The sequence below is a fragment of the Flavobacterium sp. genome (assembly GCF_044339515.1).
In the GTDB taxonomy this organism is placed as follows: domain Bacteria; phylum Bacteroidota; class Bacteroidia; order Flavobacteriales; family Flavobacteriaceae; genus Flavobacterium.
The window spans coordinates 1-23857 of record NZ_JBIIVK010000051.1; the positions used below are offsets into that span (position 1 = coordinate 1).

At 31.5% G+C, this 23857-nt stretch carries 24 protein-coding genes and 1 pseudogene; 16 read left to right on the top strand and 9 right to left on the bottom strand.

From position 1 onward, the window contains the following. Nucleotides 1-32: 32 nt before the first annotated feature. Entirely contained in the window at nucleotides 33-380 is a 348-nt protein-coding gene (locus tag ACIQ0M_RS12620; protein WP_396152781.1) for a hypothetical protein, read from the bottom strand. 187 nt (nucleotides 381-567) lie between these two features. Here ACIQ0M_RS12620 and ACIQ0M_RS12625 point away from each other — a divergent pair, with 187 nt between their 5' ends. The 4 genes from ACIQ0M_RS12625 (at nucleotide 568) to ACIQ0M_RS12640 (ending at nucleotide 2430) form a co-directional block, all read left to right on the top strand. Beyond that, on the top strand, nucleotides 568-897 hold the full coding sequence (locus ACIQ0M_RS12625) for a single-stranded DNA-binding protein (RefSeq protein WP_396152783.1): 330 nt from the start codon (nucleotides 568-570) through the stop codon (nucleotides 895-897). 83 nt (nucleotides 898-980) lie between these two features. Beyond that, nucleotides 981-1304 (top strand): single-stranded DNA-binding protein, encoded by a 324-nt coding sequence (locus ACIQ0M_RS12630; RefSeq protein WP_371266740.1) that lies wholly within the window; start codon nucleotides 981-983, stop codon nucleotides 1302-1304. Nucleotides 1305-1319: 15 nt separating this feature from the next. Further along, nucleotides 1320-1772, top strand: a complete 453-nt coding sequence (locus ACIQ0M_RS12635; RefSeq protein WP_396152785.1) for an HRDC domain-containing protein — start codon at nucleotides 1320-1322, stop codon at nucleotides 1770-1772. Nucleotides 1773-1956: 184 nt separating this feature from the next. Then, entirely contained in the window at nucleotides 1957-2430 is a 474-nt protein-coding gene (locus ACIQ0M_RS12640) for a hypothetical protein (protein ID WP_396152787.1), read from the top strand. Here the strand turns inward: ACIQ0M_RS12640 and ACIQ0M_RS12645 are convergent. From ACIQ0M_RS12645 to metG, 5 genes are all read right to left on the bottom strand, one after another. Further along, nucleotides 2423-3328 (bottom strand): histone deacetylase, encoded by a 906-nt coding sequence (locus tag ACIQ0M_RS12645; protein WP_396152789.1) that lies wholly within the window; start codon nucleotides 3326-3328, stop codon nucleotides 2423-2425. The two genes, ACIQ0M_RS12640 and ACIQ0M_RS12645, sit on opposite strands and share 8 nt — an antisense overlap. Nucleotide 3329: 1 nt before the next feature. Continuing rightward, on the bottom strand, nucleotides 3330-4013 hold the full coding sequence (locus ACIQ0M_RS12650; RefSeq protein ID WP_396152791.1) for an HAD family hydrolase: 684 nt from the start codon (nucleotides 4011-4013) through the stop codon (nucleotides 3330-3332). A gap of 7 nt (nucleotides 4014-4020) precedes the next feature. Next, on the bottom strand, nucleotides 4021-4680 hold the full coding sequence (locus ACIQ0M_RS12655; RefSeq protein WP_396152793.1) for an RloB family protein: 660 nt from the start codon (nucleotides 4678-4680) through the stop codon (nucleotides 4021-4023). Nucleotides 4681-4684: 4 nt separating this feature from the next. Beyond that, nucleotides 4685-6001, bottom strand: coding sequence for an ATP/GTP-binding protein (locus tag ACIQ0M_RS12660; protein ID WP_396152795.1), 1317 nt, complete (start codon nucleotides 5999-6001; stop codon nucleotides 4685-4687). A 122-nt stretch (nucleotides 6002-6123) separates the two neighbouring features. Next, the gene (gene metG, locus ACIQ0M_RS12665) at nucleotides 6124-8196 is read right to left on the bottom strand and encodes a methionine--tRNA ligase (protein WP_396152797.1); all 2073 of its coding nucleotides are present in this window, start codon (nucleotides 8194-8196) and stop codon (nucleotides 6124-6126) included. A gap of 307 nt (nucleotides 8197-8503) precedes the next feature. Here metG and ACIQ0M_RS12670 point away from each other — a divergent pair, with 307 nt between their 5' ends. The 6 genes from ACIQ0M_RS12670 to ACIQ0M_RS12695 all read left to right on the top strand — a co-directional run bounded on the left by ACIQ0M_RS12670 (nucleotide 8504) and on the right by ACIQ0M_RS12695 (nucleotide 13802). Continuing rightward, on the top strand, nucleotides 8504-9541 hold the full coding sequence (locus ACIQ0M_RS12670) for a DNA cytosine methyltransferase (protein ID WP_396152798.1): 1038 nt from the start codon (nucleotides 8504-8506) through the stop codon (nucleotides 9539-9541). Then, nucleotides 9534-10283, top strand: coding sequence for a hypothetical protein (locus ACIQ0M_RS12675; RefSeq protein ID WP_396152801.1), 750 nt, complete (start codon nucleotides 9534-9536; stop codon nucleotides 10281-10283). Before ACIQ0M_RS12670 ends, ACIQ0M_RS12675 begins: the two co-directional genes overlap by 8 nt. 101 nt (nucleotides 10284-10384) lie before the next feature. Continuing rightward, nucleotides 10385-11281 carry an LD-carboxypeptidase gene (locus tag ACIQ0M_RS12680; protein WP_396152822.1) on the top strand — a complete coding sequence of 299 codons (897 nt, stop codon included), beginning with the start codon at nucleotides 10385-10387 and terminating at the stop codon, nucleotides 11279-11281. Between the two features lie 227 nt (nucleotides 11282-11508). Further along, entirely contained in the window at nucleotides 11509-11868 is a 360-nt protein-coding gene (locus ACIQ0M_RS12685) for a YraN family protein (protein ID WP_396152803.1), read from the top strand. Nucleotides 11869-11921: 53 nt separating this feature from the next. After that, a complete protein-coding gene (locus ACIQ0M_RS12690) occupies nucleotides 11922-13079 on the top strand; it encodes a T9SS type A sorting domain-containing protein (RefSeq protein WP_396152805.1) in 1158 nt (385 codons plus the stop codon). A gap of 63 nt (nucleotides 13080-13142) precedes the next feature. After that, nucleotides 13143-13802, top strand: a complete 660-nt coding sequence (locus ACIQ0M_RS12695) for an aspartate kinase (RefSeq protein ID WP_396152807.1) — start codon at nucleotides 13143-13145, stop codon at nucleotides 13800-13802. Between the two features lie 514 nt (nucleotides 13803-14316). On the opposite strand, the gene ACIQ0M_RS12700 is transcribed toward ACIQ0M_RS12695, so the two are convergent. Continuing rightward, a complete protein-coding gene (locus ACIQ0M_RS12700) occupies nucleotides 14317-14667 on the bottom strand; it encodes a helix-turn-helix domain-containing protein (RefSeq protein WP_396152809.1) in 351 nt (116 codons plus the stop codon). Between the two features lie 163 nt (nucleotides 14668-14830). Here ACIQ0M_RS12700 and ACIQ0M_RS12705 point away from each other — a divergent pair, with 163 nt between their 5' ends. From ACIQ0M_RS12705 to ACIQ0M_RS12725, 5 genes are all read left to right on the top strand, one after another. Then, nucleotides 14831-15040, top strand: a complete 210-nt coding sequence (locus ACIQ0M_RS12705) for a hypothetical protein (protein WP_396152811.1) — start codon at nucleotides 14831-14833, stop codon at nucleotides 15038-15040. Between the two features lie 3 nt (nucleotides 15041-15043). Next, nucleotides 15044-15322 (top strand): hypothetical protein, encoded by a 279-nt coding sequence (locus ACIQ0M_RS12710; RefSeq protein WP_396152813.1) that lies wholly within the window; start codon nucleotides 15044-15046, stop codon nucleotides 15320-15322. Further along, nucleotides 15315-16094 carry a GLPGLI family protein gene (locus ACIQ0M_RS12715; RefSeq protein WP_396152815.1) on the top strand — a complete coding sequence of 260 codons (780 nt, stop codon included), beginning with the start codon at nucleotides 15315-15317 and terminating at the stop codon, nucleotides 16092-16094. The genes ACIQ0M_RS12710 and ACIQ0M_RS12715 overlap by 8 nt, the downstream gene beginning before the upstream one ends. Before the next feature lie 11 nt (nucleotides 16095-16105). Beyond that, nucleotides 16106-16852 carry a GLPGLI family protein gene (locus ACIQ0M_RS12720; protein WP_396152817.1) on the top strand — a complete coding sequence of 249 codons (747 nt, stop codon included), beginning with the start codon at nucleotides 16106-16108 and terminating at the stop codon, nucleotides 16850-16852. A gap of 71 nt (nucleotides 16853-16923) precedes the next feature. Continuing rightward, complete coding sequence (locus tag ACIQ0M_RS12725) at nucleotides 16924-19554, top strand: hypothetical protein (RefSeq protein WP_396152819.1); 2631 nt, start codon at nucleotides 16924-16926, stop codon at nucleotides 19552-19554. Here ACIQ0M_RS12725 and mfd read toward each other — a convergent pair. After that, a complete protein-coding gene (mfd, locus tag ACIQ0M_RS12730; protein WP_396152824.1) occupies nucleotides 19551-22868 on the bottom strand; it encodes a transcription-repair coupling factor in 3318 nt (1105 codons plus the stop codon). The genes ACIQ0M_RS12725 and mfd overlap by 4 nt on opposite strands. 45 nt (nucleotides 22869-22913) lie before the next feature. Continuing rightward, nucleotides 22914-23501, bottom strand: a complete 588-nt coding sequence (locus ACIQ0M_RS12735; protein WP_396152820.1) for a hypothetical protein — start codon at nucleotides 23499-23501, stop codon at nucleotides 22914-22916. Nucleotides 23502-23643: 142 nt separating this feature from the next. Here ACIQ0M_RS12735 and ACIQ0M_RS12740 point away from each other — a divergent pair. Beyond that, nucleotides 23644-23857, top strand: a pseudogene (locus ACIQ0M_RS12740) (NAD-dependent epimerase); the annotation flags it as partial.

Below are 23857 nucleotides of genomic sequence, written 5' to 3' on the forward strand. Positions count from 1 at the left end.
TAATTTTTTTTCATGATTGGATAAGTTTGTGGTTAGTGGTCTCTTTTGACTAACATGAAATAGTCATTTTCCAATGCCATATAGCCTTGATCATATAAAAAATGATAGGTATTTCCGGTTTTGGTATACAAAATAGAAGTAAAAAATTCAAAATCGAAACCTTTACTGAGTAATTTTGATTTGGTGGTCTTGCTTTTTCCCTCCACATTTAACTCACATAAAATGCGATAATTTTTTCGTAACTTGTTGTTGATGTTTCGCATCAAATTGTTGCTGTCTTTGTTCATTTTGTTGTTGTAGGCATTTCTACAACCGTCGCTACAAAACTTTTTGTCTTCTCGACCAATAATTTTTTCACCACATTCTAAACAGTTTTTCATCGTATTAAAACTTTAAAAATCAATCAAATATACAAAATTATTTTCCGTTTGCAAACGTTTACAAATATTTACAGTCGAAAGTAAATGATTTTATACCGAATAAATTTTGCAAACCATCAAATCTTTGCATCGTCGAAAACAAACAACGACAAAAATAATTTATAAACCATTTAAAATTTTACACGCCATGAATGCATTAAAAAACAAAGTACAATTAATCGGACACGTAGGAAAAGATCCAATTATCAGAGATTTAGAAGGAGGGAAAAAAGTTGCTTCATTATCACTTGCCACAAAAGATGTTTATGTAAACAAAAGTGGAGATGAAAAAGAACAAACCCAATGGCATAATGTAGTTGCTTGGGGCAAAACAGCCGAAATCATCGAAAAATTTGTCGACAAAGGAAAAAAAATCGGTTTAACCGGAAAACTTACTTCCAGAAGTTATGACGACAAAGAAGGCAACAAACGCTATGTAACCGAAGTAGTAATCAACGAGCTACTTTTGATGAACTAAGAAGTAATTTCAATAGCAAAAATCAATTTCAATAATAAAAATCAATACTAATTAATTATTAAATTTTATACGCCATGAACACAATGAAAAACAGAGTACAGTTAATCGGTCACGTTGGAAATGACCCGGAAGTAAAAACCTTTGAAGGAGGAAAAGTAGCTAATGTAAATATTGCTACTAATGAAACCTACACCAACAAAAAAGGTGAAAAAGTAGAGCAAACCGAATGGCATCGCATCGTTGCGTGGGATAAAAATGCTGAAATCATCGAAAAGTTTGTAACCAAAGGAAAAGAAATTGCCATTGAGGGCAAACTTTCTACCAGAAGTTATGACGACAAAGAAGGAAACAAACGTTATATCACAGAAGTAGTGGTGAGCGATGTAATGGTCTTGGGTAAAAACTAAAATTCAATTTTCACTATGAAAGTAAAACATTTTAGAGTTCGAGTAAGTGGGGAACATTTACAGAACGATCAGGACGCTATTAATCAATTTTTAACTGAAGTAACAGTTGAAAAAACAGCCACAAATTTTATAACAGGTATGATTGATTATTGGTCGGTTTTGGTTTTTTATTCGCCAAAAACTGAGAAAACAAAAGAAAATAATGAAACTGAAAAAGTAGCAGTTTTGAATTATGAAGAGTTAACTCAAGAGGAAAAAAACACATTGAATTCACTTAAACATTGGAGAAGTGAAACCTCAAGTAAACTTGGTCTGCCACAATATATGATTTGTCATAATTCTGAGTTGATGACCATTGCAAAAATGCGTCCGGATTCTATTGATGACTTAAAGAAAATCAAAGGTTTTGGTCAACACAAAATCAATCGATATGGTAATGATATTTTATCGTTACTTCAAGTTGGATAATTTTAGTTTTTAAAAAGTAAAAAGCGGAGGAGAATTCTTCCGCTTTTTTCGTTTTTTAAATCCTCAGAACTCTCTGAAAACCAAAACTTTTCAACACGAAATCGTTTTCGTTGTGGTTGTGTATAGTTGTAATGTTAAAACATTTAAACTTTTCTGTAATTTTATTATTCAATTCAAAAAAAACGTGAATAAATTAAGGTCATATATAGTTGTTTTATCAATTTTTTTGGTTTCTTTTTGTGCTTTTGGACAAGTTGGAATCAATACCACTACGCCTTTAAGTACCCTGGATATAAATGGTAATTTAAATGTAAAAGAAATTGGAATTGTCAATCCAAATGTGCCTGGATCAGGAGTATTAAATGGTGGTCCTCCCGGTTCCGCTACACCTATCAATGATGGGGTTTACATTTCACTTACTCCTACTTCAGGTAATCAAGAATTTATTTTACCAAATGCTGTGAATGTACCTGGAAGGATATATATTTTAAGAAATATTTCAAATACTGTTGGGGCACAACTATACACCTTTGGAGGAATTTTTTTTTCTAAAAGTTCAAATACAAATACGGCTGCACCTTTAATTTTACCACCAAATGCTCTTGGAAAATCTATTATTATCATCAGTGATGGAGCGAATTGGACTTTTTTCAACTAAAAAAATCTTTTGCGATTCGAAACGTATTAGCATGAGCCTCAACAATCGTTTTGATTTCCGGTGAATAACCGCCACCCATACTTACTTGAACGGGAATTTGATGTTTCAAACACTGTTCAAAAACCATTTCATCTCTTTTTTTACAACCTTCAATCGTACAGGATAATTTTCCCAATTTATCTGTCGCTAAAATATCAACACCGGCAAGATAAAAGATAAAATCCGGGTTTACTTTTTGGATTAATTGAGGTAAAGTTTCTGCTAAAATTTTTAAGTAGGTTTCATCATTAGTACCGTCTGGCAAAGCAATATCTAAATCAGAAACTTCTTTTTTAAACGGATAATTTGATTTTCCATGCATGGAAAAAGTAAAAACGGAAGGATTGTCTTGAAAAATTTCTGCCGTTCCATTTCCTTGATGTACATCTAAATCGACAATTAAAATTTTTTTTGCGAGTTTTTGATTCAAAAGAAATTGAGCCGCAATGGCTTGATCATTTAACAAGCAAAAGGCTTCACCTCTGTCTGAATACGCATGATGTGTACCTCCGGCAATATTGAACGCAATTCCGGTTTCAAAAGCTTTTTGTGTTCCAATAATGGTTCCGTTCGCAATACGAAGTTCACGTTCAACCAACTCAGCCGATAACGGAAAACCAATTTTTCGAACCGCTCTTGAATCTAAAGTTAATTCCAACAACTCATTCACATAAGAACTTTTGTGAACATTTAAAACGGTTTCTAAATTAGCCACATCCGGTTCAAAAAAATCATCATGTTCTGCCGTTCCTTCATGAATTAATTGTTGAGGTAATAATTCATATTTGATCATCGGAAACCGATGACCTTCCGGTAACGGATGTTTATAAATGGGATGAAAAGCAATCGGGAGTTTCATATTACAAAAGTGTCAGCACTTCTTGTAGCGATGAGAAAGCTTTAAAATTCGGATGATTGATTTCAAAATCAATTTTCTCGTATTCCCACGTAGTATGATACGGAATATGAACCGCATGACCACCAATATTCAAAACCGGTAACACATCTGATTTTAAAGAATTGCCAATCATCAACAAATCTTCTGCTTTGCAATCCAAACGGCCTAACATTTTTTGATAATCGATTTCTTGTTTGTCACTCATTACTTCAATATGGTGAAAATAATGGCCGATTCCGGAATCGTGCAATTTTCGGTGTTGGTCTTTTAAATCGCCTTTGGTGGCTACAATTAGTTTGTATTTGCCTTGTAATTGCTGTAAAACAGGTTCTACTTCCGGTAATAATTCAACCGGTTTTTGAAGTAAATCTCTTCCAATCTGTATGACTTTTGCAATATTTTGACCAGAAATAGATTGGTTAGTCAATTCCAAAGCAGAATCAATCATAGACAACGTAAACGCTTTAATCCCAAAACCATATAACGGTAAATTCTTCACCTGATGGTTTAAAATCAAACCCAATATTTCCTGTTTGGAAGCAAAATCCTGAAACAATTCGCAAAACCGTTCTTGAGCCTCGTCAAAGTAAGGTTCGTTGTGCCATAAAGTGTCGTCTGCGTCAAAGGCGATGATGATTGGGGTCATATTTAACTTATTGAACATCTTTATTGTAAAAGGAAATAGTTAGAAGTTCTTTAATTAAAATGTAAACCTTACTGCTTTTTTCAACAGGATAGTAATCTGTTTTGTTTATATCTGCATTTTCGCAATTCTTAATTGCTTCTTGAATTAGGTTAATATTCATATAGCAAAATGGATAGTTACCTGGCTTAAACTTATGTAATTCTGATTTAAGTTCACTTGGTTTTGTCGCAGTTATAGTTTTTGGTTCTTCAAAATGAGACCAAAGCCATACTTCAAAACAGTAATTGCTTATATAAAGATTTGCGTTTGGGAGTTTTTCGCAATAATCTTTTAATTCAATTATCTGCTCATGCGGATGAAAATCTACATCCAATACAAACCTGAATTTATCGTCTTTTTGTGGCTTTATTTTAAGACTTTCTGGAGGACTATTTAAAAAAGCTTCAGCTCTTTCTTTCAGTTTTTTTGGATTACTTCCAAAAACACCTGTATCTTTTTCTAAGACATGATGTATATATGCTGTTTTTCTATCAAGAAATGATTCATTAAATGCTTCAAAATAGTTAGGCTCTTTATCAACACCTTCATAAACTATATAATATTTTGATGAGTCTTTTGACGGTTCGTTTTTGTTATAATCTTCTTTTTTAAACTTACTTCTAGTCATTTATTTAAACTAATTTAGAAAAGTCACCAAGAAAAGGAATTCCACCGTATCTACCTTCAAGATAGCCATTTCTGATATTTTTGTCTTCCCTAGGTTTATAATCACTCAATGGATAAAAAGAAGAAGAACCATCTATCTTTTTTTCTGTAAACCATATTTCATCTTGTCTTAACAAATCCAAGTCTAAAAGATGTGTTTCATGAGTAGTAAATATCAGTTGACTATTTGGTTTAGAATTATTTACAAACAAATGCAATAGCTCTTTTGCTAATATAGGATGTAAACTTCGTTCAAGTTCATCAATAATATAAACCATATTACCTTCACTTGTTAATCCATCAAAAGCAGGAATCAATTCAAATAATCTATTCGTGCCATCTGATTCTTCATTAAATTCAAATAAACTATCTGAATTAAAATGCTTCGTTTTTAAAATAGAAACTAAATATTTTCCTTCTGATTTATTTATTGTGTAGAATTCATTTCTTGTAAAAAAGGAGACGTTTTTGTTGTTTTCATTTTCGTCTGAAATTTTATTTTCAAGTTTGTCTATTAAATCTTGCTTAAAATCTTCATCATCATAACTAAAAAACTTTTCAGCCTCAATAACTTGAACATCAAGTTTTTCAATTCCAGTGTTACTGTTTTTCAAAATATTTTCTGCAAATTCCTTAGAATGCAAGTTAGACATTATCGAAAAAGGATAAATTGAGTTATATGTTTGTGGGGTAACAATTAAGATGTTTCCAAATGCATCAAATGCATTATCAATTTTTTCATCGCCATCAATTCTGTCGTACATTGCATTTAAGGCACATTGTTTTTCTGACAATTCCTTTGACAAGAATTTTTCAATATAGCTAATATCAATTTTATTTTTATAAAAATATTCGCCAAATGTTACTTTGTTATTTTTTCTTTCAAAAAGTAAAATTTCTTTTTCTTTTTCTATTGAAATGATTTCATAAAGCCATTCTTCTTTGATTTTACCTTTCTCTATTTCTAAAGCATAATCATAATGCACATCTTTGTATGTAAATTCTATTCGAAAAGTTGTTGGCTTAGTTTTATAATTCTCATCTAATCTAAATCTTTTACTTAATGGAACTAAAATGTCAACATCATCATTTGTGACAATTTCTTTTAAATAATTGATTGAATTTACTAAATTACTTTTTCCAGATGCATTTGCACCATAAATAGCCGCCGTTTTAAGAACACTAGTTCCAGATTTTATATGTTGAAGATGGTTTAGGTGTTGCTTGTACCCATTGCCTTTAGATGTAAGCATGTTAAATTCAGTGTCATCTTTAAAAGACATGAAATTGCTAACTATGAATCGTATTAACATTTTTGATTTTTTCGTTAATTGTTTCTTTTACAAAACAAAATAACAACTATATTAATACAAAACAAAACAAAACTTCGATTTTTTCGATAAAATTAACTAATACCCGCCCCATTATCCACCCCATCCGCATCCGGATTCACAAAAACCAATTTCCCTTCCGCATTATTGGTCATTAAAATCATACCTTGGCTTTCTACTCCACGTAAGGCTCTTGGAGCTAAATTTACTAAAACGGTCACCCGTTTTCCAATGACTTCTTCCGGTGAAAAATGCTCAGCAATTCCTGAAACAATGGTTCGCACATCCATTCCGGTATCTACTTTTAATACCAACAATTTATTGGCTTTTGGCAATTTTTCAGCTTCCAAAATCGTGCCGACACGCAAATCCAATTTTGAAAAATCTTCAAACGTGGCAGTTTCTTTTTGGGGTTCAACGGTTCGGTTTTCCATCTTATTTGCGGTTTTAGTAGCTTCTAATTTGTCTATTTGTTTTTGGATTTCGGCATCATCAATTTGGGCAAATAATATTTCTGCCTGACCGATTTTGTGACCGGGTTTTACTAATTCGGATGATTTGGAAACGGTTTCCCATCCTACATGAGATTCCTCCTTCGTCGGAATGACAAGTATGCGTGAAAGTTTCTGAGCAGTAAACGGTAAAAAGGGTTCCGATAAAATTCCCAACGCCGTCGCAATTTGCAATGCCACATACATTTGTGTTTTCACCCGTTCCGGATCGGTTTTCACCATTTTCCAAGGTTCTTCATCTGCCAAATATTTGTTTCCTAAACGAGCTACATTCATCAATTCGCCCAAGGCTTCTCTAAATCGGTAACGTTCAATAGAACTTGAAATCACTGCCGGGTAGGCTTTTAATTCTGCCAACGTTTGCTCATCCACTACCGAAAATTCATTCGGCTGGGGCACAATTCCATCATAATATTTATTCGTCAACACCACCACACGATTAATGAAATTTCCATAAACTGCCGCCAATTCATTATTGTTTCTCGCTTGAAAATCCTTCCAAGTAAAATCATTGTCTTTAGTTTCCGGTGCATTCGCAGTTAAAGCATAACGCAACACATCTTGTTTATCCGGGAAATCAACCAAATATTCGTGTAACCAAACCGCCCAATTTTTAGAAGTCGATAATTTATTGCCTTCCAAATTCAAAAATTCATTGGCAGGAACATTATCCGGTAAAATGAAACTGCCTTCGGCTTTCAACATTGCCGGGAAAATGATACAATGAAAAACGATGTTATCTTTTCCAATAAAATGAACCAATTTCGTGTCAGCATCTTTCCAATACGGCTCCCAATCCTTGCCTTCTCTTGCTGCCCATTCTTTGGTAGAAGAAATATATCCAATCGGAGCATCAAACCAAACATATAATTTCTTGCCTTCGGCACCTTCCACTGGAACATCAATTCCCCAATCCAAATCTCGCGTTACGGCTCTTGGCTCCAAACCTCCATCTACCCACGATTTTACTTGTCCGTAAACATTGGGTTTCCAGTCGTTTTTATGGCCCTCCAAAATCCATTCCCGTAAAAAAGCTTCGTAGCGATTCAAAGGCAAAAACCAGTGTTTAGTTTCTTTTTTCACAGGAGTTGTGCCGGTTATGGTCGATTTTGGGTTAATCAAATCCGTCGCATTCAACGTTGAACCACATTTTTCACATTGGTCTCCATACGCTTCTTCGTTGCCGCATTTCGGACACGTTCCCATCACAAATCGATCGGCCAAAAACTGCTGAGCTTGCTCGTCAAACAATTGTTCAGTGACTTCTTCAATAAAATCGCCGTTTTCATATAATTTTCTAAAAAAAGCCGATGCCGTTTCATGGTGAATTTTAGCCGAAGTCCGCGAATAATTATCAAACGAAATTCCAAAATCTTCAAACGATTTTCGAATAATTCCGTCGTATTTATCAATCACTTCCTGAGGCGTTATACCTTCTTTTTTGGCTTTCATCGAAATCGCCACGCCGTGTTCATCACTTCCGCAAATAAACGCCACATCTTTCCCCTGCAAACGCAAGTAACGAGCATAAATATCAGACGGAACATAAACGCCCGCCAAATGTCCAATGTGAATCGGACCGTTCGTATAGGGCAAAGCCGCCGTAATCGTATATCTTTTCGGATTTTCTATCATAATTTCGAAATTGTATGCAAAAATAAGTTTTTTATCGCAGAGACACGAAGCAATGACTTCAGAGATTGCATTTTATTTTTTTCAAGAAGCTATTCCGCCTATCCGTTCCAAGCTTTTTTGTCTTGTTGTTTTTTTCTAAGGCAAAAAAAGAGCTTCCAAGGTCGCTTTTTTCCGCCAAGAAAAAATACAACAATCCTTCAAAAGGCTTTCTACTGCTATCCGGGCTAGGAATAAGTGCAATAAAGAGAGATGTAATCAATCATTTTATTAAAATATCAAAAGTCAAAAAAATTAGTAACTTTGATAAATGATTAAAACAGATAAAAATATACTTTCAAATTATAGCTTTATCGACCTATTTGCAGGAATAGGAGGATTTCATTTGGCTTTAAAATCTTTTGGTGCAAATTGTGTTTTTGCTTCTGAATGGGACAAATTTGCATCAGCAACTTACCAAGAAAACTTCGGAATAAAACCTTTTGGAGACATCACTAAAATCAATGAAAATGAAATTCCTACCCATGATATTCTTTGTGGTGGTTTTCCTTGTCAAGCCTTTTCAATATCAGGGAAACAAAAAGGATTTGAAGATGTAAGAGGCACGTTGTTTTTTGATATAGCAAGAATTGTAAACCATCACAAACCAAAAGTTCTTTTTTTAGAGAATGTAAAAAACTTAGTCAAACACGAAAATGGGAAGACATTAGAAATTATTACTAACATTCTAAAAGAATTAGATTATGAGGTTTTTACCAAAGTATTGAATTCCAGTAATTTTGGACTACCTCAAAACCGTGAGAGATTGTACATACTTGCCTTTCATAAATCAATAGATTCGAGCAAATTTAGCTTTCCTTCTCCAACTAACGAACCAATTTGTTTAGGTAAAATTCTCGAAAATCAACCTGAAAATGCCAAAGTTATTGATAGAGATGATATTGAAATTTATAAAAATTATACTGTTTCAAGCAACTTGTTTTCAGATATACAATTGCTCAACAAACCTATACAGATAGGAAAAGTTAACAAAGGTGGACAAGGAGAAAGAATTTACCATCCATTAGGTCATGCAATTACGCTTTCTGCACATGGAGGTGGAGTTGGTTCAAAAACAGGGTTGTATCTTATTAATGATAAAATAAGAAAATTATCACCAAGAGAATGTGCGAGAGTACAAGGTTTTCCAGAGAGTTTTATTTTAAATTCATCAGACACACAAACGTATAAACAATTTGGGAATAGTGTTTCTGTTGATGTTTTACAACATATCCTATTCGAGATTGCAAAAGTTTTGAACGCAAACAGTAAAAATTTAATCCAAACAACAAAGCTAGAATATGCATAAAGAGCAATTATTAGGTTCGCAAACTGCAAAAAACGGATTTTTAAATGAAGATGATATTGTAATCAAATTTAATAATTGGGAATTCGATGAAGAAGCTCAGAAATGGCTTTTAATCATGCAATATGAACTCAACCAAATTGAATACGTTAAAGCACTTAAATTAAGTGGTTTTAAAACTGATGTTCAAGTTCAGGTGACAATTAAATTGAAAGAAGCTATTGATGCCCAAAATTTACAAGTAAAGCTTGTAAGTAATACAAGAGGGTTTAATCAAATTGATAAAAGGTGGGTAGATAAATATATTGAAATGTGGAATATTCCTCAAAGCACAGCTTCAATTCTTAAACGTTATACTGGTGAAGTTGAACCTACTATTACTAATTCTAAAGACAAAAGAAGAATGTTCTTTCATGAATTTACTACAGAGGAACAGAGTAATGTCTTAAAATGGTTAAAAGAAAATAAATCGCTTATTGTTTCAGATATTTTAAAAGGTAGAGGACAATTTTCTGCTGAATGGATGCTTGTTGCCCAAAAACTTAAACAAAATTCCAGATGGATTTTAAAACCTATGAATTTTTGTTTAAATCATTTTGGAAATGGTGAAGTTGAAGTCACAAAAAGAGGTAATTTTAAAATTGGAAGGATAACGATGCAGCGAAAAGGAGGAGATGGTGGAAGAAAAACAGCAAATATGCTTCAATTTAAAATTAATCCCGCAGAACTTTTTGATTGTGAATAAAGCCTTTGAAACAAACAAATACTTTCTTAACCATGAAAAAAGCCATAACCATTTTATTCCTTTCACTCTTTTTCAACACAAATGCTCAAATGGACAAAAAAATGATAACTCCACCGTATTTACAAAAAGGCGACACGGTTGCCATCGTAGCCACCGCCAGAAAACATATTAATGACGATTTAAAATTGGCCCAAGAATTTTTGGAGAATTGGGGTTTAAAAACCATCATCGGTTCTTCTATAGGTTTAGATAATCATCAATTGGCCGGAACGGATGAAGACCGAGCTAAGGATTTTCAAACGCAAATGAACAACCCGAATGTAAAAGCTATTTGGTGCGTTCGTGGCGGTTACGGAACCGTTCGGATGGTTGATTTGATTGATTTTTCTGCATTCAAAAAAAATCCGAAATGGGTGATTGGGTTTAGTGATGTTACGGTTTTACATAGTCATTTGAATACGATGGGTTTTCAATCCATTCACGGAATGATGCCGGTTAATATTCCAAGAGCCACACCTGAAGCCAAAGAAAGCTTACGCAAAGCCTTATTTGGCGAAAGCCTTTCTTATTCGATTCCGTATGATAAAATGAATAAGTTGGGCAAAGCAAAAGGTGAATTGGTGGGCGGCAATCTTTCTATTTTATACAGTTTGTTTGGTTCGGCATCTGCGATCGATTGCACCGATAAAATTTTATTTTTAGAGGATTTAGACGAATATTTATACCACATCGACCGCATGCTGATGAACCTCAAACGCAACGGATGTTTGGAAAGTTTAAAAGGAATTGTAGTGGGCAGCATGACCAAAATGAACGATAACGAAATTCCGTGGGGCAAAAATGCCTTGGAAATTATTCAAGATATCACCCAAAAATATAACATTCCGATAGTTTACAATTTCCCGGCAGGACATATTCCGGATAACCGAGCCTTGGTTTTTGGAAGGCAGGTAACGTTAGAAGTGACAGAAAACGGAACGAGTTTGAAGTTTGAATGAAAATAGATTACCTTATATATTCGGTTATACTTTTTGTACTTGCATATTTTTTATTTAAATCTATGCTCAGGTGGGAACATTTTTTAGCAAGTAAAAACGAAAGAAGTTCAATATTTTTTAAATCTAGAAAGATAAATAATAGAATTTTTTTAGCTTTCTTGATAATAGTAGCTGTCATTTTTCTATTAAAATCTTGGGTAGAAAATGAGTAATTAATTTTATTTACTATGGCAAAACACAACGAACTTGGTCAAAAAGGAGAAGAAATAGCGGCTGATTTTTTAGAAAAAGCAGGTTATGAAATCTTGGAACGCAACTGGGTTTTTCAAAAAGCCGAGTTGGATATCGTGGCTCAAAAGGATAACATTTTAGCCATTGTGGAAGTCAAAACCCGAACTTCTGCCGATTTTGGTTTGCCGCAAGATTTTGTAAAAGGAAAAAAGATTCAAAATTTAGTCAAAGCCGTTGATCAATACATGACCGAAAACGACCTTGATTTAGAAGTACGTTTTGACATCATTGGGATTGTACTTAACAGCCAAGAAACTTCTATTGAACATATCGAGGATGCTTTTTATTATTTTTAGCATTTATTTTATTTAAATAGCTTACTTTTAATCCATTAATTGTTTTGAAAGAAATGAAAAAAGCATTTGTCATTTGGTTTTTGGGTTGTTTAACCCTTTTTGCTCAACCTTTTCAAATAGGTAGAACTACTTTAAACCTTTTTGACGCTTCTCGAAATCGAACTATCGCTACGGAAGTTTTTTATCCTGCCGATAGTGATGCCAATAATGTTCCGGTTACTACTTTAACTTCAGAAACCTTTCCATTATTGTGCTTTGGACATGGTTTTGTGATGACTTTTGAAGCCTATCAAAATTTTTGGGAAGAATTAGTGCCAAAAGGATATATCATGGTATTACCAAAAACAGAAGGTTCTTTTTCACCTTCGCATACCAATTTTGCGAAAGATTTAGCCTTTGTGATTGAAGCCATGAATGAGTTAAATTCCAATTCAAGTTCACTTTTTTTTTCTAGAATTTCTCCAAAAAATGCCGTGATGGGACACAGTATGGGTGGAGGTTGTGCTTTATTGGCGAAACAATATTCTACTCAAATTAATCATGTGGTTACCTTTGCTGCGGCAGAAACCAATCCTTCTGCAATTGCTGCTTCTTCGGCTTTAGAAATACCATCATTTACGATAGCAGGGATTAATGATTGTGTTACGCCACCAGCAACCAATCAATTACCCATTTTTAACGCATTACAAAGTAGTTGTAAAAATTATTTGGGGATTACTGGTGCCAGCCATTGTCAAATGGCCAATTTTAATTTTTTCTGTTCGGTTGGAGATGGAAGTTGTTCACCTTCTCCCACAATAACCAGAGCACAGCAACATCAAATTATTTATTCTTATCTCAATTTATGGTTAGATTATTACTTGAAAGAAAATTGTGTTTCAGGGGAACTCTTTGAAACATTAAAAGTAAGCGATGAAGCCAATGTTACAAATAGCAACTGCGAATTATGTAAAAATTTATCACTTATAAATTTAAATTCATCCTTTTCAGTTGAAGTTTCTCCGAATCCATTCAACGAAATAATTACATTGAAATCAAACGATGAAACTAATTTTGAATATGCACTTTTTGATTTAAAAGCAAATAAAGTTCTCAAGGGAAAAGCAATTAACGCCCTTCAATTAGAAACATCATTCCTTCCAAATGGAATTTATTTTCTTACAGTAAACCAAAATCAACAAAAGAAGACATTCAAATTAATAAAACACTAAATGTTATATTTGTAACAAATTGTTTTTATTTGTATCTTTGTGACGTTTTTTAAACGAAATGATATGAAAACTATTTCTTCTGTTGTAGAACATTACATCAAGACCAAACCTTTTTTATTGAGTGCTTTGTCGCAAGGCATAATCAATCTCACTTCGTTATCCCGAAACATGATGCCCGAATTAGAGCAGGAATTGGGTAAAGATGTCAAACAAGGAGCGGTGGTCATGGCTTTAAAACGCCTTTCGGAAGAATTGGATTTTTGTGTCAATCATAAAATTCTGAAAGTCTTAAAAAACATTGGCGAAATCACTGTTCGCTCTTCGTTAATCGATTATACGTTTGCGGTTTCCGAAACCATTTTAGACAAACAAGCGGCGTTGATTTCAGAAATCAACAAAGAAAATGGTATTTTTTACACGTCTTCTCGTGGTGTGAATGAAACGAATATTGTGGTAAGCAATAGTGTTGGCTATTTAGTTGACAAACATTTTTCAGGTGAAAAATTGATTCAAAAATTAGACAATTTGGCTTCCATTACCGTAAAATTACCCAAAGAAAACATTAGCATTCCCGGGATTTATTACTTTATTTTTCAACGTTTGGCTTGGGAAGGAATTATCATCAACGAAGTCATTTCAACTTCCAACGAATTTACGATTTTAGTAAGCGAAGAGGAAGTGGATGTAGCGTTTAAGGTTATTAAGGATTTAAAAAGCTTATAAAACTTATATGACTTATATGGTTAATTTTTTTACCATATAAGTCATATAAGTTTAAAAATAGTTAATGTGAAAATTATTTTTCCATCATTTCCATCAATTCCAACGCCTTTCTAATCGATTTTACATTTTCAAACGTTAACAATAAACGCAAGCCGCTTTTGGTTTCTTTTTCTTTCATTTTGCATAGGTTTGACTTTTTAATAAACTTTCATCAAAAATGTTATTAAGAACTCATTCATTATAATTCGTTAATATTTAAAATAATAAATGTTTAATGGAAATTAAGGGCTAGAAAAAGTTTGTGTTATAAAAAATCAAAATAATTTTTTGACACAGTTTTTGTGTCAAAAAAAGTAAAAAAAAATAAACGACACGGTTTTTGTGTGAAATTTTATTTTCTAAAATTTTTGACACAAAAAAATTTAGAAATCAATTAACTAAAAAAATAGAATGTTGAAAGACAAATAAAATCTAAATTTTTTTTAATCCTGCATTAAACAAAAAGAAGAATAATTTATGCTTTTTTATCTTCAAGAAACTTTTCAAATAAAACAGTGAGTTTTTCAAGACTTTCTGCAACTTTAATTATTGCTTCTGTTGAGTTGATTTTTGAATTTGGACTGTTCACCAATGCGATTGCACTTTTCTTATTGTTGATGGTTATTTTATAAATTTCTTCTTCTAAATCTTTAACATCTATATTAAAATAATCAGCTAATCTTATTAAATTTTCTCTCTTAGGAGTAGAAACATTATTTTCCCAATCACAGTAAGTACTTTGAGCAATTTCCAAATCATAAGCAACCTGCTCTTGTTTAATGTTTCTCGATGTTCTTAATTCGTAAAGTTTTTTTCCTAATGACATAAATTATAACAATAAGTGATAAAATCGGCAAAACCGATAATTTTTTTTTAAATTCCGATTGTAAAGATAATAATAAAAAAATAAATTCGCTTTTGTAAGTATACTTTTAATAAACTTAATTTCTGCAGGAATTAAGTAAGTCTAATCTAATACAATTTAATTTATGAAAAAATTTATTTTAAGTTTTGTTTTAACAATTGGAATGTCTGCGTTATCTTTCGCAAATGATATTCAAGAATCTGAAAATCCTCCAAGATTTTGGATTTGTACAATAGAATCTGATACAGATGATGGAGATTGCTGCGTTCAAATCGGAGTTTCTTTCGTTAGCGGAACTGATGCTTGTGAAAATGCTTTAAACGAACCTTGTTAAAAAATGAAAAATTTATTTATTATTGTTGTTTTATTGATTTTCAGTTTTCATGATGCATTAGCTAATGAAAATTCAGAAGAAAAATCAAAAAGTTATAAATTAAATTTTGAATTTAGTAACTTCGAACAGATTATGTTTTTTGCCAAGCATACATGTACTGTTAGTTATACAGATGAATATGGCAACAACCATCAAAGCACTGGAACTTCAGACACGTCAGCAAGAGATGCATGTAATAAAGCATTGAGACATACTCAAACTAATGATGCAATAGATGATTAAAATGAAAATCTTATCTTATTTAAAAAGCAGGCTGTGTATCACGGCCTTGCTTTTTTTATCTAGCTTCAGTTTTTTTTCTCAATCTTTAATTGTTGATTATAAAGTTAAAAAAAACAATAAAAATTATAAGTCATCACTAGTAATTGACAATGAGTTTTCAGTTTATACTGAGTTTTATTCTAAAATTAAAGACTCTATACATTATGAAGAAACAGATTTGGGGAGTAAAACTATAATATATAATGCTTTAGAAGATTTGCACTTTATAAAAAATTTTAAAAATGGTGAAATCTATTGTAAAGGATCCATTTTGAATAAAAAGTATTTTGTAAATGATTCTTTGGATATTTTTGATTGGAATATAAAACAGGATACCATGTCTTTTCTTGGATTGAAATGTCAAAAAGCGATATTAAAATTTAGGGGACGAAATTATACCGCATACTATACTAATGAATTAAAAACATCGGATGGGCCATGGAAATTCAACGGTCTTCCGGGTCTAATATTGAAAGTAACTTCAGATGATGGTTTATATGATTTTGAAGCATTATCTATATCAAAGAATAAATCATTTAATATTGATTATAAGAAGTTCATTGATGATTATAAAAATAATCGAATTGAAATAACGTTTAACAATTATTGGAAAGAAAAGAGACAAAAACAAGAAGAATTATATTTAAAACAAAAGTCTGAGTTTAATGAAAAGGGTGGGAGATTTAATAAATATATTTCCATTGAAGTTTTTTATGAATATCCAGAAGATTAAAATTTATTGTTATGAATAAGAAGCATTATATTTTAGTATTTTATATGCTAACAAATATTTTATATGGCCAAAGTATTGTCGTAGAATATTTGTTTATTGATAGAAATGTAGAAATGGAGGCGGAGTTAGTTATAAATAAAGATTTTTCAATTTATACACTTTTATTGTCCAAATTGAAAGAGGATAATATTTTCCAAAGCGATGAATTTAATAGCAAAACGACAATAATCACACCAAAAAAAGATTTACATTTTATAAAAAACTTTAAAGAGGAAAAAATATATTACAAAAATGGAATTTTTAATAAAAATGTTTTTGTAACTGACTCTTTAAACATTTTTGATTGGAAAATTGAATCAGATACATTAAGTGTACTTGGCTTAAAATGTCGTAAGGCAAGCTTGAGTTTTAGAGGTAGAAATTACGAAGCGTTTTTTACTGATGAAATTAAAATTTCGGAAGGACCATGGAAATTTAATGGGTTACCGGGTTTAATTTTAAAAATAAAATCATTAGATGGGATTTACTCTTTCGAAGCAAAAAAAATAACTAGAAATCAGAAAGAAGAATTTGAATATGATGAATTTCTAAAAGAATATAGAGAAGGAAGGTTAGAAATGAATTTTTCTGATTTTGAAATTCTAAATAAACAAAAACTAAAAGAATATTACGAAAAACAGCTTTCAGAATATGAAGAAAAAAACGTAATTACAAAAATCACTAATCTGGAAGTTTTTTTTGATTATCCCGAACAATGATAAATCTTAATCATTCTTTTTTTTATTCTATATTATCTAAATTTTATTTAATCAAAAAAAAGTTCCTTTTTTTGTTATTCCTCTTTCCTTTAATTTCCTCTTCTCAAACAATAAACGGAAAAGTTTTGGATTCTCTAAATAATCCTATTTTTCAAGGAAGTATCTTAATAAAAAAAAGTAGTGACAATGAAAAGATTCTACAGTTTTCTGTTATTAGAAACGGAAAGTATAGCCTAACCTTAAACGATTATGATGAAAACATTATTATTGAGTTAAGCTCTTATGGATTTAAAACTGTTTATCATGAACTAAAAAATATTAAAAGCAACGAAAAGTATACTGTTGATTTTTATTTAGAAAAAGATGACGATATTAAACTAGACGAAGTTATTTTAAAAGCGAAAAAAGCGACTTATAAAATAAATGGAGATACAACATCTTTCGATGTAACATCTTACAGAGATGGTACCGAAAGAAAGGTTGAGGATTTGATAAAAAAACTACCGGGAATTGAAATAAATGATAAAACAGGAAAAATTAAATATAATGGTAAATCGATTGAAACTGTAAAAATTGAAGGTGATGATTTATTTGGGAGTAATTACTCTCTTGGAACAAAAAATATAAATATTGATATTGTAGAAAAAATTGAAGCTATAGAAAACTATAGTGAAAACCCTTTATTAAAAGGAATTGAAAACTCAGATAAAGTAATTTTAAATTTAAAAATTAAAGAAAACAAACTAAGTTTTTCAGGCGATGCTAATTTAGGTTTTGGATATGGTGATGATTTTGTAAAAGATGTTTCCGTAAATCTTTTAAGTATTTCAAAAAATTACAAATCCTTTATTACTGCATCTAACAATAATGTTGGTTTAAATAAATCTCCAGTTAATTATTTTTCTTCTACTCGTAATTTTGAAAATGACCAAAATTATAGAACACAAAAAATCGTAACCGAATCAACATTCTCTTCTGTTTTGGACGAAGATAGAAGTAATGTTAATGACATCTATTTTGGAAGTTATAATGCTGTTTTTAAAATAAAAAAAAGAACATCTGTTAAAGTTAATTTTTTTTATGTTCGTGATAAAATTGAATCGTTAAATAATATTAATAGCATATTTAATCTAGAAAATGAAACCATCCTAAATTCAGACAGCTATTTTACAACGAAAAAGCCAGAGTTATATTCACTTGATTTAGATTTAAAATTCAATAGTTCTAAAAATTCGCTTTTAGAATATTTTTTGAAATATAATTATGAGACGATTAATACAAATTCTAATGTTGTATTTAACAACGAGGATTTTTATAATACAAATCTAAATTCAAAAGATAATTTTTTTAAAAACAAATTAATTTTTACTCAAAAAATAGCTAAAAACAAGGCTTTGGTTGCTGAGTCAAATTTATCCTTTAACAAAACTCCACAAAGTTATTTTTTAACTCCTCTACCAAATTTTGTTACTAATAATAATTCAGATTCCGGTTCACAATTTAGTGAATACTCAAAAAGAGTATTTGATTTGAAAATTTCTTTTTTAGGGAGTTTTCAAAAACATAAATACTCAACATCTTTAGGCTTTTCAGATAGCAATACTAATTTTAATTCTTCTTTTAAAGAGGACAGTTTTGATGAAAACATAATTGAATTTGAGAATGATTTAAAATTCAAAAAAACACAACTTTTTTTGAATTCAGAATACAATTATAAAGTGGGTAAATTTAGCATAACACCTTCATTTCTATTAAGTAAATTAGTTCAGAAGTTAAAAGATTCTAATTTAGATACGAACTTATCAAATTCTGATTTTTTAAAGACATTTCAACTTCTTTTAAACTATAAACTAAATAACATAAGTAGTTTAAATTTAGGAACGGGTTATGTTGAAGAGGCTCTTGGTGAGGAATATTTGTACAGCAATAATTTACTAACCTCATACAGAAATTTTCAGTCTAATTCTCCTTCTTTGGAAATTCAAAAAGACACAAAAATTAATTTTTACTATCGTTTAAATGATTTGTATAATCAATTTCAAATTAATGTAGGGACAAATTATTCCTATTCAAAAAATAACTTTTTCTCAAATAACAGCATTTCAGAGAATTTTTCAACTATTAATTTTTTCTTTAGTGATGAAGGGTCATCTAATTCAACAATCTATTTTTTCACAGAAAAATTTTTCTCAAAATTATCTCTAACTGCAAGACTAAGAACAAATTATTCTATTCTTAAATATAAAAATTTTGTAAATGATTCTGAAATTAGAGATAATAAATCAAACTTTTTCACAAACGATTTCTTTCTTAAAACAGTTTTTAATCGTTCTCTGAATTTTGAAAATAACTTTCGATTCAATTTAAATAAGTTTGAATCAAACATCAATCAAACAAATCAAAACATTGCTATAACAGAAAGCTTTAAAGTAATTTATAAAATTAAAAATAAATATTTTGCACAGTTTTCATCTGAATATATTATTCCAAATATTGACAAGAAAAAAGAAAATTACTTATTTTTAGATGCTTCATTAAGATATATTAGCGAAAACAAAAAACACGAGATTAATTTTATTGCAAAAAATCTATTGAATAATAATAAGTTTATTCAAGTTTTCAATTCAGATTTTTCAACAACAACTTTTGAAAACAATTTAATTTCAAGATATTTTATTATTTCTGGAGTATTTAATTTTTAACGTCCCATCAACTCCATCAATTCCAATGCTTTTCTAATAGATTTTACATTTTCAAAAGTCAGCAACAAACGTAATCCACTTTTGGTTTCTTTCTCTTTCATTTTGCAAAGGTTTCCGTGCAGTTGAACAAACTGCAATACCTTTCTAAATCGAGAAGATTGATAGTAATCACTTTGTTGATCGCCCACAAAATAACCAATCATTTTGCCTTGTTTCATGATAAGTTTTTCAATGCCTAATTGGGTGGCAATCCATTTGATGCGGATGCTGTTTAATAATGCTTGAGCTTCTTTGGGTAAAGGACCAAAACGGTCAATTAATTTTTGCTCATAAGCCAATAAACCTTCTTCGTCTTTTACATTTCCGAGTTCGTTGTATAGATTCAAACGTTCATTAACGCTATTGATGTAATCATCCGGAAACAACAATTCAAAATCGGTATCAATTTGAAGATCTTTGACAAATTCTTTGGTTTCCAAATCATTTTCTTCCTGATACAATTCTTTGAATTCGTTTTCTTTCAATTCTTCAATGGCTTCGTTCATGATTTTTTGGTAGGTTTCAAAACCAATTTCGTTAATAAAACCACTTTGTTCACCACCTAATAAATCGCCGGCACCTCGAATTTCTAAATCTTTCATGGCAATGTTGAAACCGCTTCCCAACTCGCTAAATTGCGTTAACGCATTGATTCGTTTTCGTGCATCTTCTGTCATTACGGATTGAGGCGGTGTGATGAAATAACAAAACGCTTTTTTGTTGCTTCGACCCACGCGACCCCGCATTTGATGCAAATCGGATAAACCAAAATTATTGGCATTGTTGATAAAGATAGTGTTGGCATTCGGTACGTCCAAACCGCTTTCGATAATGGTTGTGGCGACCAAAACATCAAATTCACCGTTCATAAAAGCCAACATTAATTCCTCTAATTTTTTGCCGTCTAATTGTCCGTGACCAATGCCAACACGAGCATCAGGAACCAATCGTTGAATCATTCCGGCGACTTCTTTGATGTTTTCAATACGATTATTGATGAAAAAAACCTGACCGTTTCGTTGAATTTCATACGAAATAGCATCTCGAATTAGTTCTTCATTAAACCCAACCACATGACTTTCAATAGGATAACGATTAGGTGGAGGTGTTGTGATAACCGATAAATCCCTCGCTGCCATTAACGAAAATTGTAAAGTTCTCGGAATCGGAGTTGCAGTCAACGTCAACGTGTCCACCGTAGCAGAAATCGTTTTGAGTTTATCTTTTACATTCACTCCAAATTTCTGTTCTTCATCAATAATCAATAAACCTAATTCTTTAAATTTCACATCTTTACTCACCAATTGATGCGTTCCGATGATAATATCTACTTTTCCTTCTGCTAAACCTTTTAGAGTTTCGCTTTTTTGTTTAGCGGTTCTAAATCGGTTTAAATAATTTACGGTCACAGGCATGTCTTTCAACCGTTCAGTAAAAGTTCGATAATGTTGATAAGCCAAAATTGTTGTGGGAACCAAAATGGCAACTTGTTTTCCGTTGTCAACGGCTTTAAAAGCAGCACGAATGGCGACTTCCGTTTTCCCAAATCCCACATCGCCACATACTAATCGATCCATTGGACGGTCACGTTCCATGTCGTTTTTTACATCTTGTGTAGCCGTAATTTGGTCCGGAGTATCTTCATAAATAAACGAACTTTCCAATTCTTTTTGCAAATAACTGTCCGGTGCACAGGCAAAACCTTTCTCCAAACGCCTTTTGGCATACAATTGAATCAAATTGAAAGCAATGTGTTTAACGCGAGCTTTGGTTTTTTGTTTTAAGGCTTTCCAAGCGTTTGAACCTAATTTGTATATTTTGGGTGGCGTTCCGTCTTTTCCGTTGTATTTTGAAATTTTGTGAAGCGAATGAATGCTCACATACACAATATCATTATCGGCATACACCAATTTGATAGCTTCTTGCATTTTCCCTTCTACCTGAATTTTTTGTAAACCACCAAATTTCCCGATTCCGTGGTCAATGTGCGTGACATAATCGCCTACCGAAAGTTGTGTTAATTCTTTAAGCGTAATGGTTTGCTTTTTAGAATATCCGTTTTTGATACTGAATTTATGATACCGTTCAAAAATCTGATGGTCGGTGTAGCAAGCTAATTGATTTTCTTCGTCAATAAAACCTTGAAAAAGTGGAAAAACAATTGTTTTGTATTGCTTTCGAATGTTTTGGTGATTTTCTTCATCCAAACTTTCAAAAATATCATGAAAGCGATTGGCTTGATTTTCATTGGAACAAAACAAGTAATTTTTGATTCCGTTAAAGTGATTTTCGTTCAAATCATTCAATAATAAATCAAATTGTTTGTTGAAGGAAGGTTGCGGTTTGGTATGAAATTCAATAGTTTTTTCTGATTTAAAAATCGATTTCAATCCAATTTCAACTATCGAAAAATCAAGGGCTTTTTTTACAAACGAGGATTGATTGATAAAAAGCTCCTCCGGCGAAGCATGTTTGATATCTCCGGAAAGTTTACCAAAAGCTTCCGTTGCTTTATCAAATAATTTATCAAATTGACTCAAAACCATTTCCGTTTCCTGAACAAAAAGAACAGTTTTTGAGTTAATATAATTAAGGAAACTTTCTCTGTTTTCCTGTAAAAATTTATTTTCCACGTTGGGAATGATGGAGATTTTCTTCTGTTTTTCAAGGGAAAGTTGCGTTTCTACGTCAAATGTTCGGATACTATCGACTTCATTGCCAAAAAATTCAATTCGGTACGGATTGTCATTTGAAAACGAAAAGACATCGATGATTCCACCACGAACGGAAAATTCGCCGGGTTCCGATACAAAATCTACCCGTTTAAAATTATATTCAAATAAAACTTCATTGATAAAATCGATCGAAATTTGGTCGGCAACCGCCACTTTCAATGTGTTTTTATCCAATTCTTTTCGGGTAACCACTTTTTCAAAAAGAGCTTCCGGATAGGTCACAATAATGGATGGTTTTTTGCGAGAATTGATGCGGTTTAACACTTCTGCCCGAAGCAAAATATTGGCATTATCCGTTTCTTCAATTTTATAAGGTCGTCGGTATGAACTTGGATAAAACAATACATCTTGATCGTTGATGAGGTTTTCTAAATCATTCAAATAATAAGCGGCTTCTTCTTTATCATTAAAAAGTAATAAAAAAGGTAACTCTGTTTTTTGAAATAAAGTTTGAATAACAAACGACAACGACGAACCAATTAATCCTTTAATTCGAATTTTGTTCTCGGGAACAGCAATATTATCAGCTAATTGAATAATTTTAGCGGAAGAATTATACGCGGAAGAAATTGTTGAAACGTTCAATTAATCTAAATTTTTGGGTGTTTCACGAACGGCTCGGGATGTGTCTAACATTCTGATCATTTCGGCTTCACCTTGTTCTATTGGGATTTGTCTTTTTCTAATTAATTCATTCATTTGCAGTTCGATAGAGGCTAATTGCAAATTGATATCTGAAATTAAATCAATCACTTTTTTTTCCGGAATGGCATCCAAATGAATGTATAATTCTAACGATCTAAAATGGTTTAGCAAAACGGTAAATCTACTTTTGAATTCCGGATTAGATAATGATTGCGGAATTGTATTCAAAAGAGCATCTGCTTTTTGCGTTAGATTCTTCGATTTTTTTTGAAAAGCTCCAATTGAACTTGTTGGTTTTTGTTGCAATTCGGTTAGAAACAAACGCCATTCTGCCCAATCTTTAACTAAATTTTGAGAGGAAGCTTCTAAATTCATTGCTCTAAAACCCCAAGCTTTCTCGATTTTTTTAAAAATTTCTTCCTTTTTGGCTAGTTCTTTTTGTTGTTGAATCAATCGTTTTTCATTATCCTCTTCACAGGAAAAAAGTAATATGGTAGTAATGCAGATTAAAAGGAAACGGATTTTCATCAAATATAATTTAGATTTTCAAAAATACAAAGGTAAATCGAATCTTGGTTAATCTCGTTAAAGCTTTCTAAAATAAAAGCCTATTCTTAACAGTTTTTTACTTTCCGAAAACGTTATATTTGCATCATCAATACACAACTAAATGAACACAAAAATTCTAATCATAGGAGCGTGCGGTCAAATTGGAACCGAATTAACGCAACAATTACGAAAACTTTACGGAACAGAAAATGTGATTGCTTCCGACATCAGAAAATTAAATAACGAGGTAGTGAATGATGGGATTTTTGAGGTTTTAAATGCACTGGATTTTAATCAAATTGAACATATTATTGAAAAATATCAAGTAGAAGAAG

Excerpts from the sequence above, each read along its gene's own strand:
- ACIQ0M_RS12620 (WP_396152781.1), bottom strand. The coding sequence starts at position 380 with ATGAAAAACTGTTTAGAATGTGGTGAAAAAATTATTGGTCGAGAAGAC.
- ACIQ0M_RS12675 (WP_396152801.1), top strand. The coding sequence starts at position 9,534 with ATGCATAAAGAGCAATTATTAGGTTCGCAAACTGCAAAAAACGGATTT.
- ACIQ0M_RS12695 (WP_396152807.1), top strand. The coding sequence starts at position 13,143 with ATGAAAACTATTTCTTCTGTTGTAGAACATTACATCAAGACCAAACCT.
- ACIQ0M_RS12685 (WP_396152803.1), top strand. The coding sequence starts at position 11,509 with ATGGCAAAACACAACGAACTTGGTCAAAAAGGAGAAGAAATAGCGGCT.
- metG (WP_396152797.1), bottom strand. The coding sequence starts at position 8,196 with ATGATAGAAAATCCGAAAAGATATACGATTACGGCGGCTTTGCCCTAT.
- ACIQ0M_RS12710 (WP_396152813.1), top strand. The coding sequence starts at position 15,044 with ATGAAAAATTTATTTATTATTGTTGTTTTATTGATTTTCAGTTTTCAT.
- ACIQ0M_RS12705 (WP_396152811.1), top strand. The coding sequence starts at position 14,831 with ATGAAAAAATTTATTTTAAGTTTTGTTTTAACAATTGGAATGTCTGCG.
- ACIQ0M_RS12630 (WP_371266740.1), top strand. The coding sequence starts at position 981 with ATGAAAAACAGAGTACAGTTAATCGGTCACGTTGGAAATGACCCGGAA.
- ACIQ0M_RS12645 (WP_396152789.1), bottom strand. The coding sequence starts at position 3,328 with ATGAAACTCCCGATTGCTTTTCATCCCATTTATAAACATCCGTTACCG.
- ACIQ0M_RS12680 (WP_396152822.1), top strand. The coding sequence starts at position 10,385 with ATGATAACTCCACCGTATTTACAAAAAGGCGACACGGTTGCCATCGTA.
- ACIQ0M_RS12625 (WP_396152783.1), top strand. The coding sequence starts at position 568 with ATGAATGCATTAAAAAACAAAGTACAATTAATCGGACACGTAGGAAAA.
- ACIQ0M_RS12700 (WP_396152809.1), bottom strand. The coding sequence starts at position 14,667 with ATGTCATTAGGAAAAAAACTTTACGAATTAAGAACATCGAGAAACATT.
- ACIQ0M_RS12650 (WP_396152791.1), bottom strand. The coding sequence starts at position 4,013 with ATGACCCCAATCATCATCGCCTTTGACGCAGACGACACTTTATGGCAC.
- ACIQ0M_RS12655 (WP_396152793.1), bottom strand. The coding sequence starts at position 4,680 with ATGACTAGAAGTAAGTTTAAAAAAGAAGATTATAACAAAAACGAACCG.
- ACIQ0M_RS12660 (WP_396152795.1), bottom strand. The coding sequence starts at position 6,001 with ATGTCTTTTAAAGATGACACTGAATTTAACATGCTTACATCTAAAGGC.
- ACIQ0M_RS12690 (WP_396152805.1), top strand. The coding sequence starts at position 11,922 with ATGAAAAAAGCATTTGTCATTTGGTTTTTGGGTTGTTTAACCCTTTTT.
- ACIQ0M_RS12635 (WP_396152785.1), top strand. The coding sequence starts at position 1,320 with ATGAAAGTAAAACATTTTAGAGTTCGAGTAAGTGGGGAACATTTACAG.
- ACIQ0M_RS12715 (WP_396152815.1), top strand. The coding sequence starts at position 15,315 with ATGATTAAAATGAAAATCTTATCTTATTTAAAAAGCAGGCTGTGTATC.
- ACIQ0M_RS12735 (WP_396152820.1), bottom strand. The coding sequence starts at position 23,501 with ATGAAAATCCGTTTCCTTTTAATCTGCATTACTACCATATTACTTTTT.
- ACIQ0M_RS12720 (WP_396152817.1), top strand. The coding sequence starts at position 16,106 with ATGAATAAGAAGCATTATATTTTAGTATTTTATATGCTAACAAATATT.
- ACIQ0M_RS12670 (WP_396152798.1), top strand. The coding sequence starts at position 8,504 with ATGATTAAAACAGATAAAAATATACTTTCAAATTATAGCTTTATCGAC.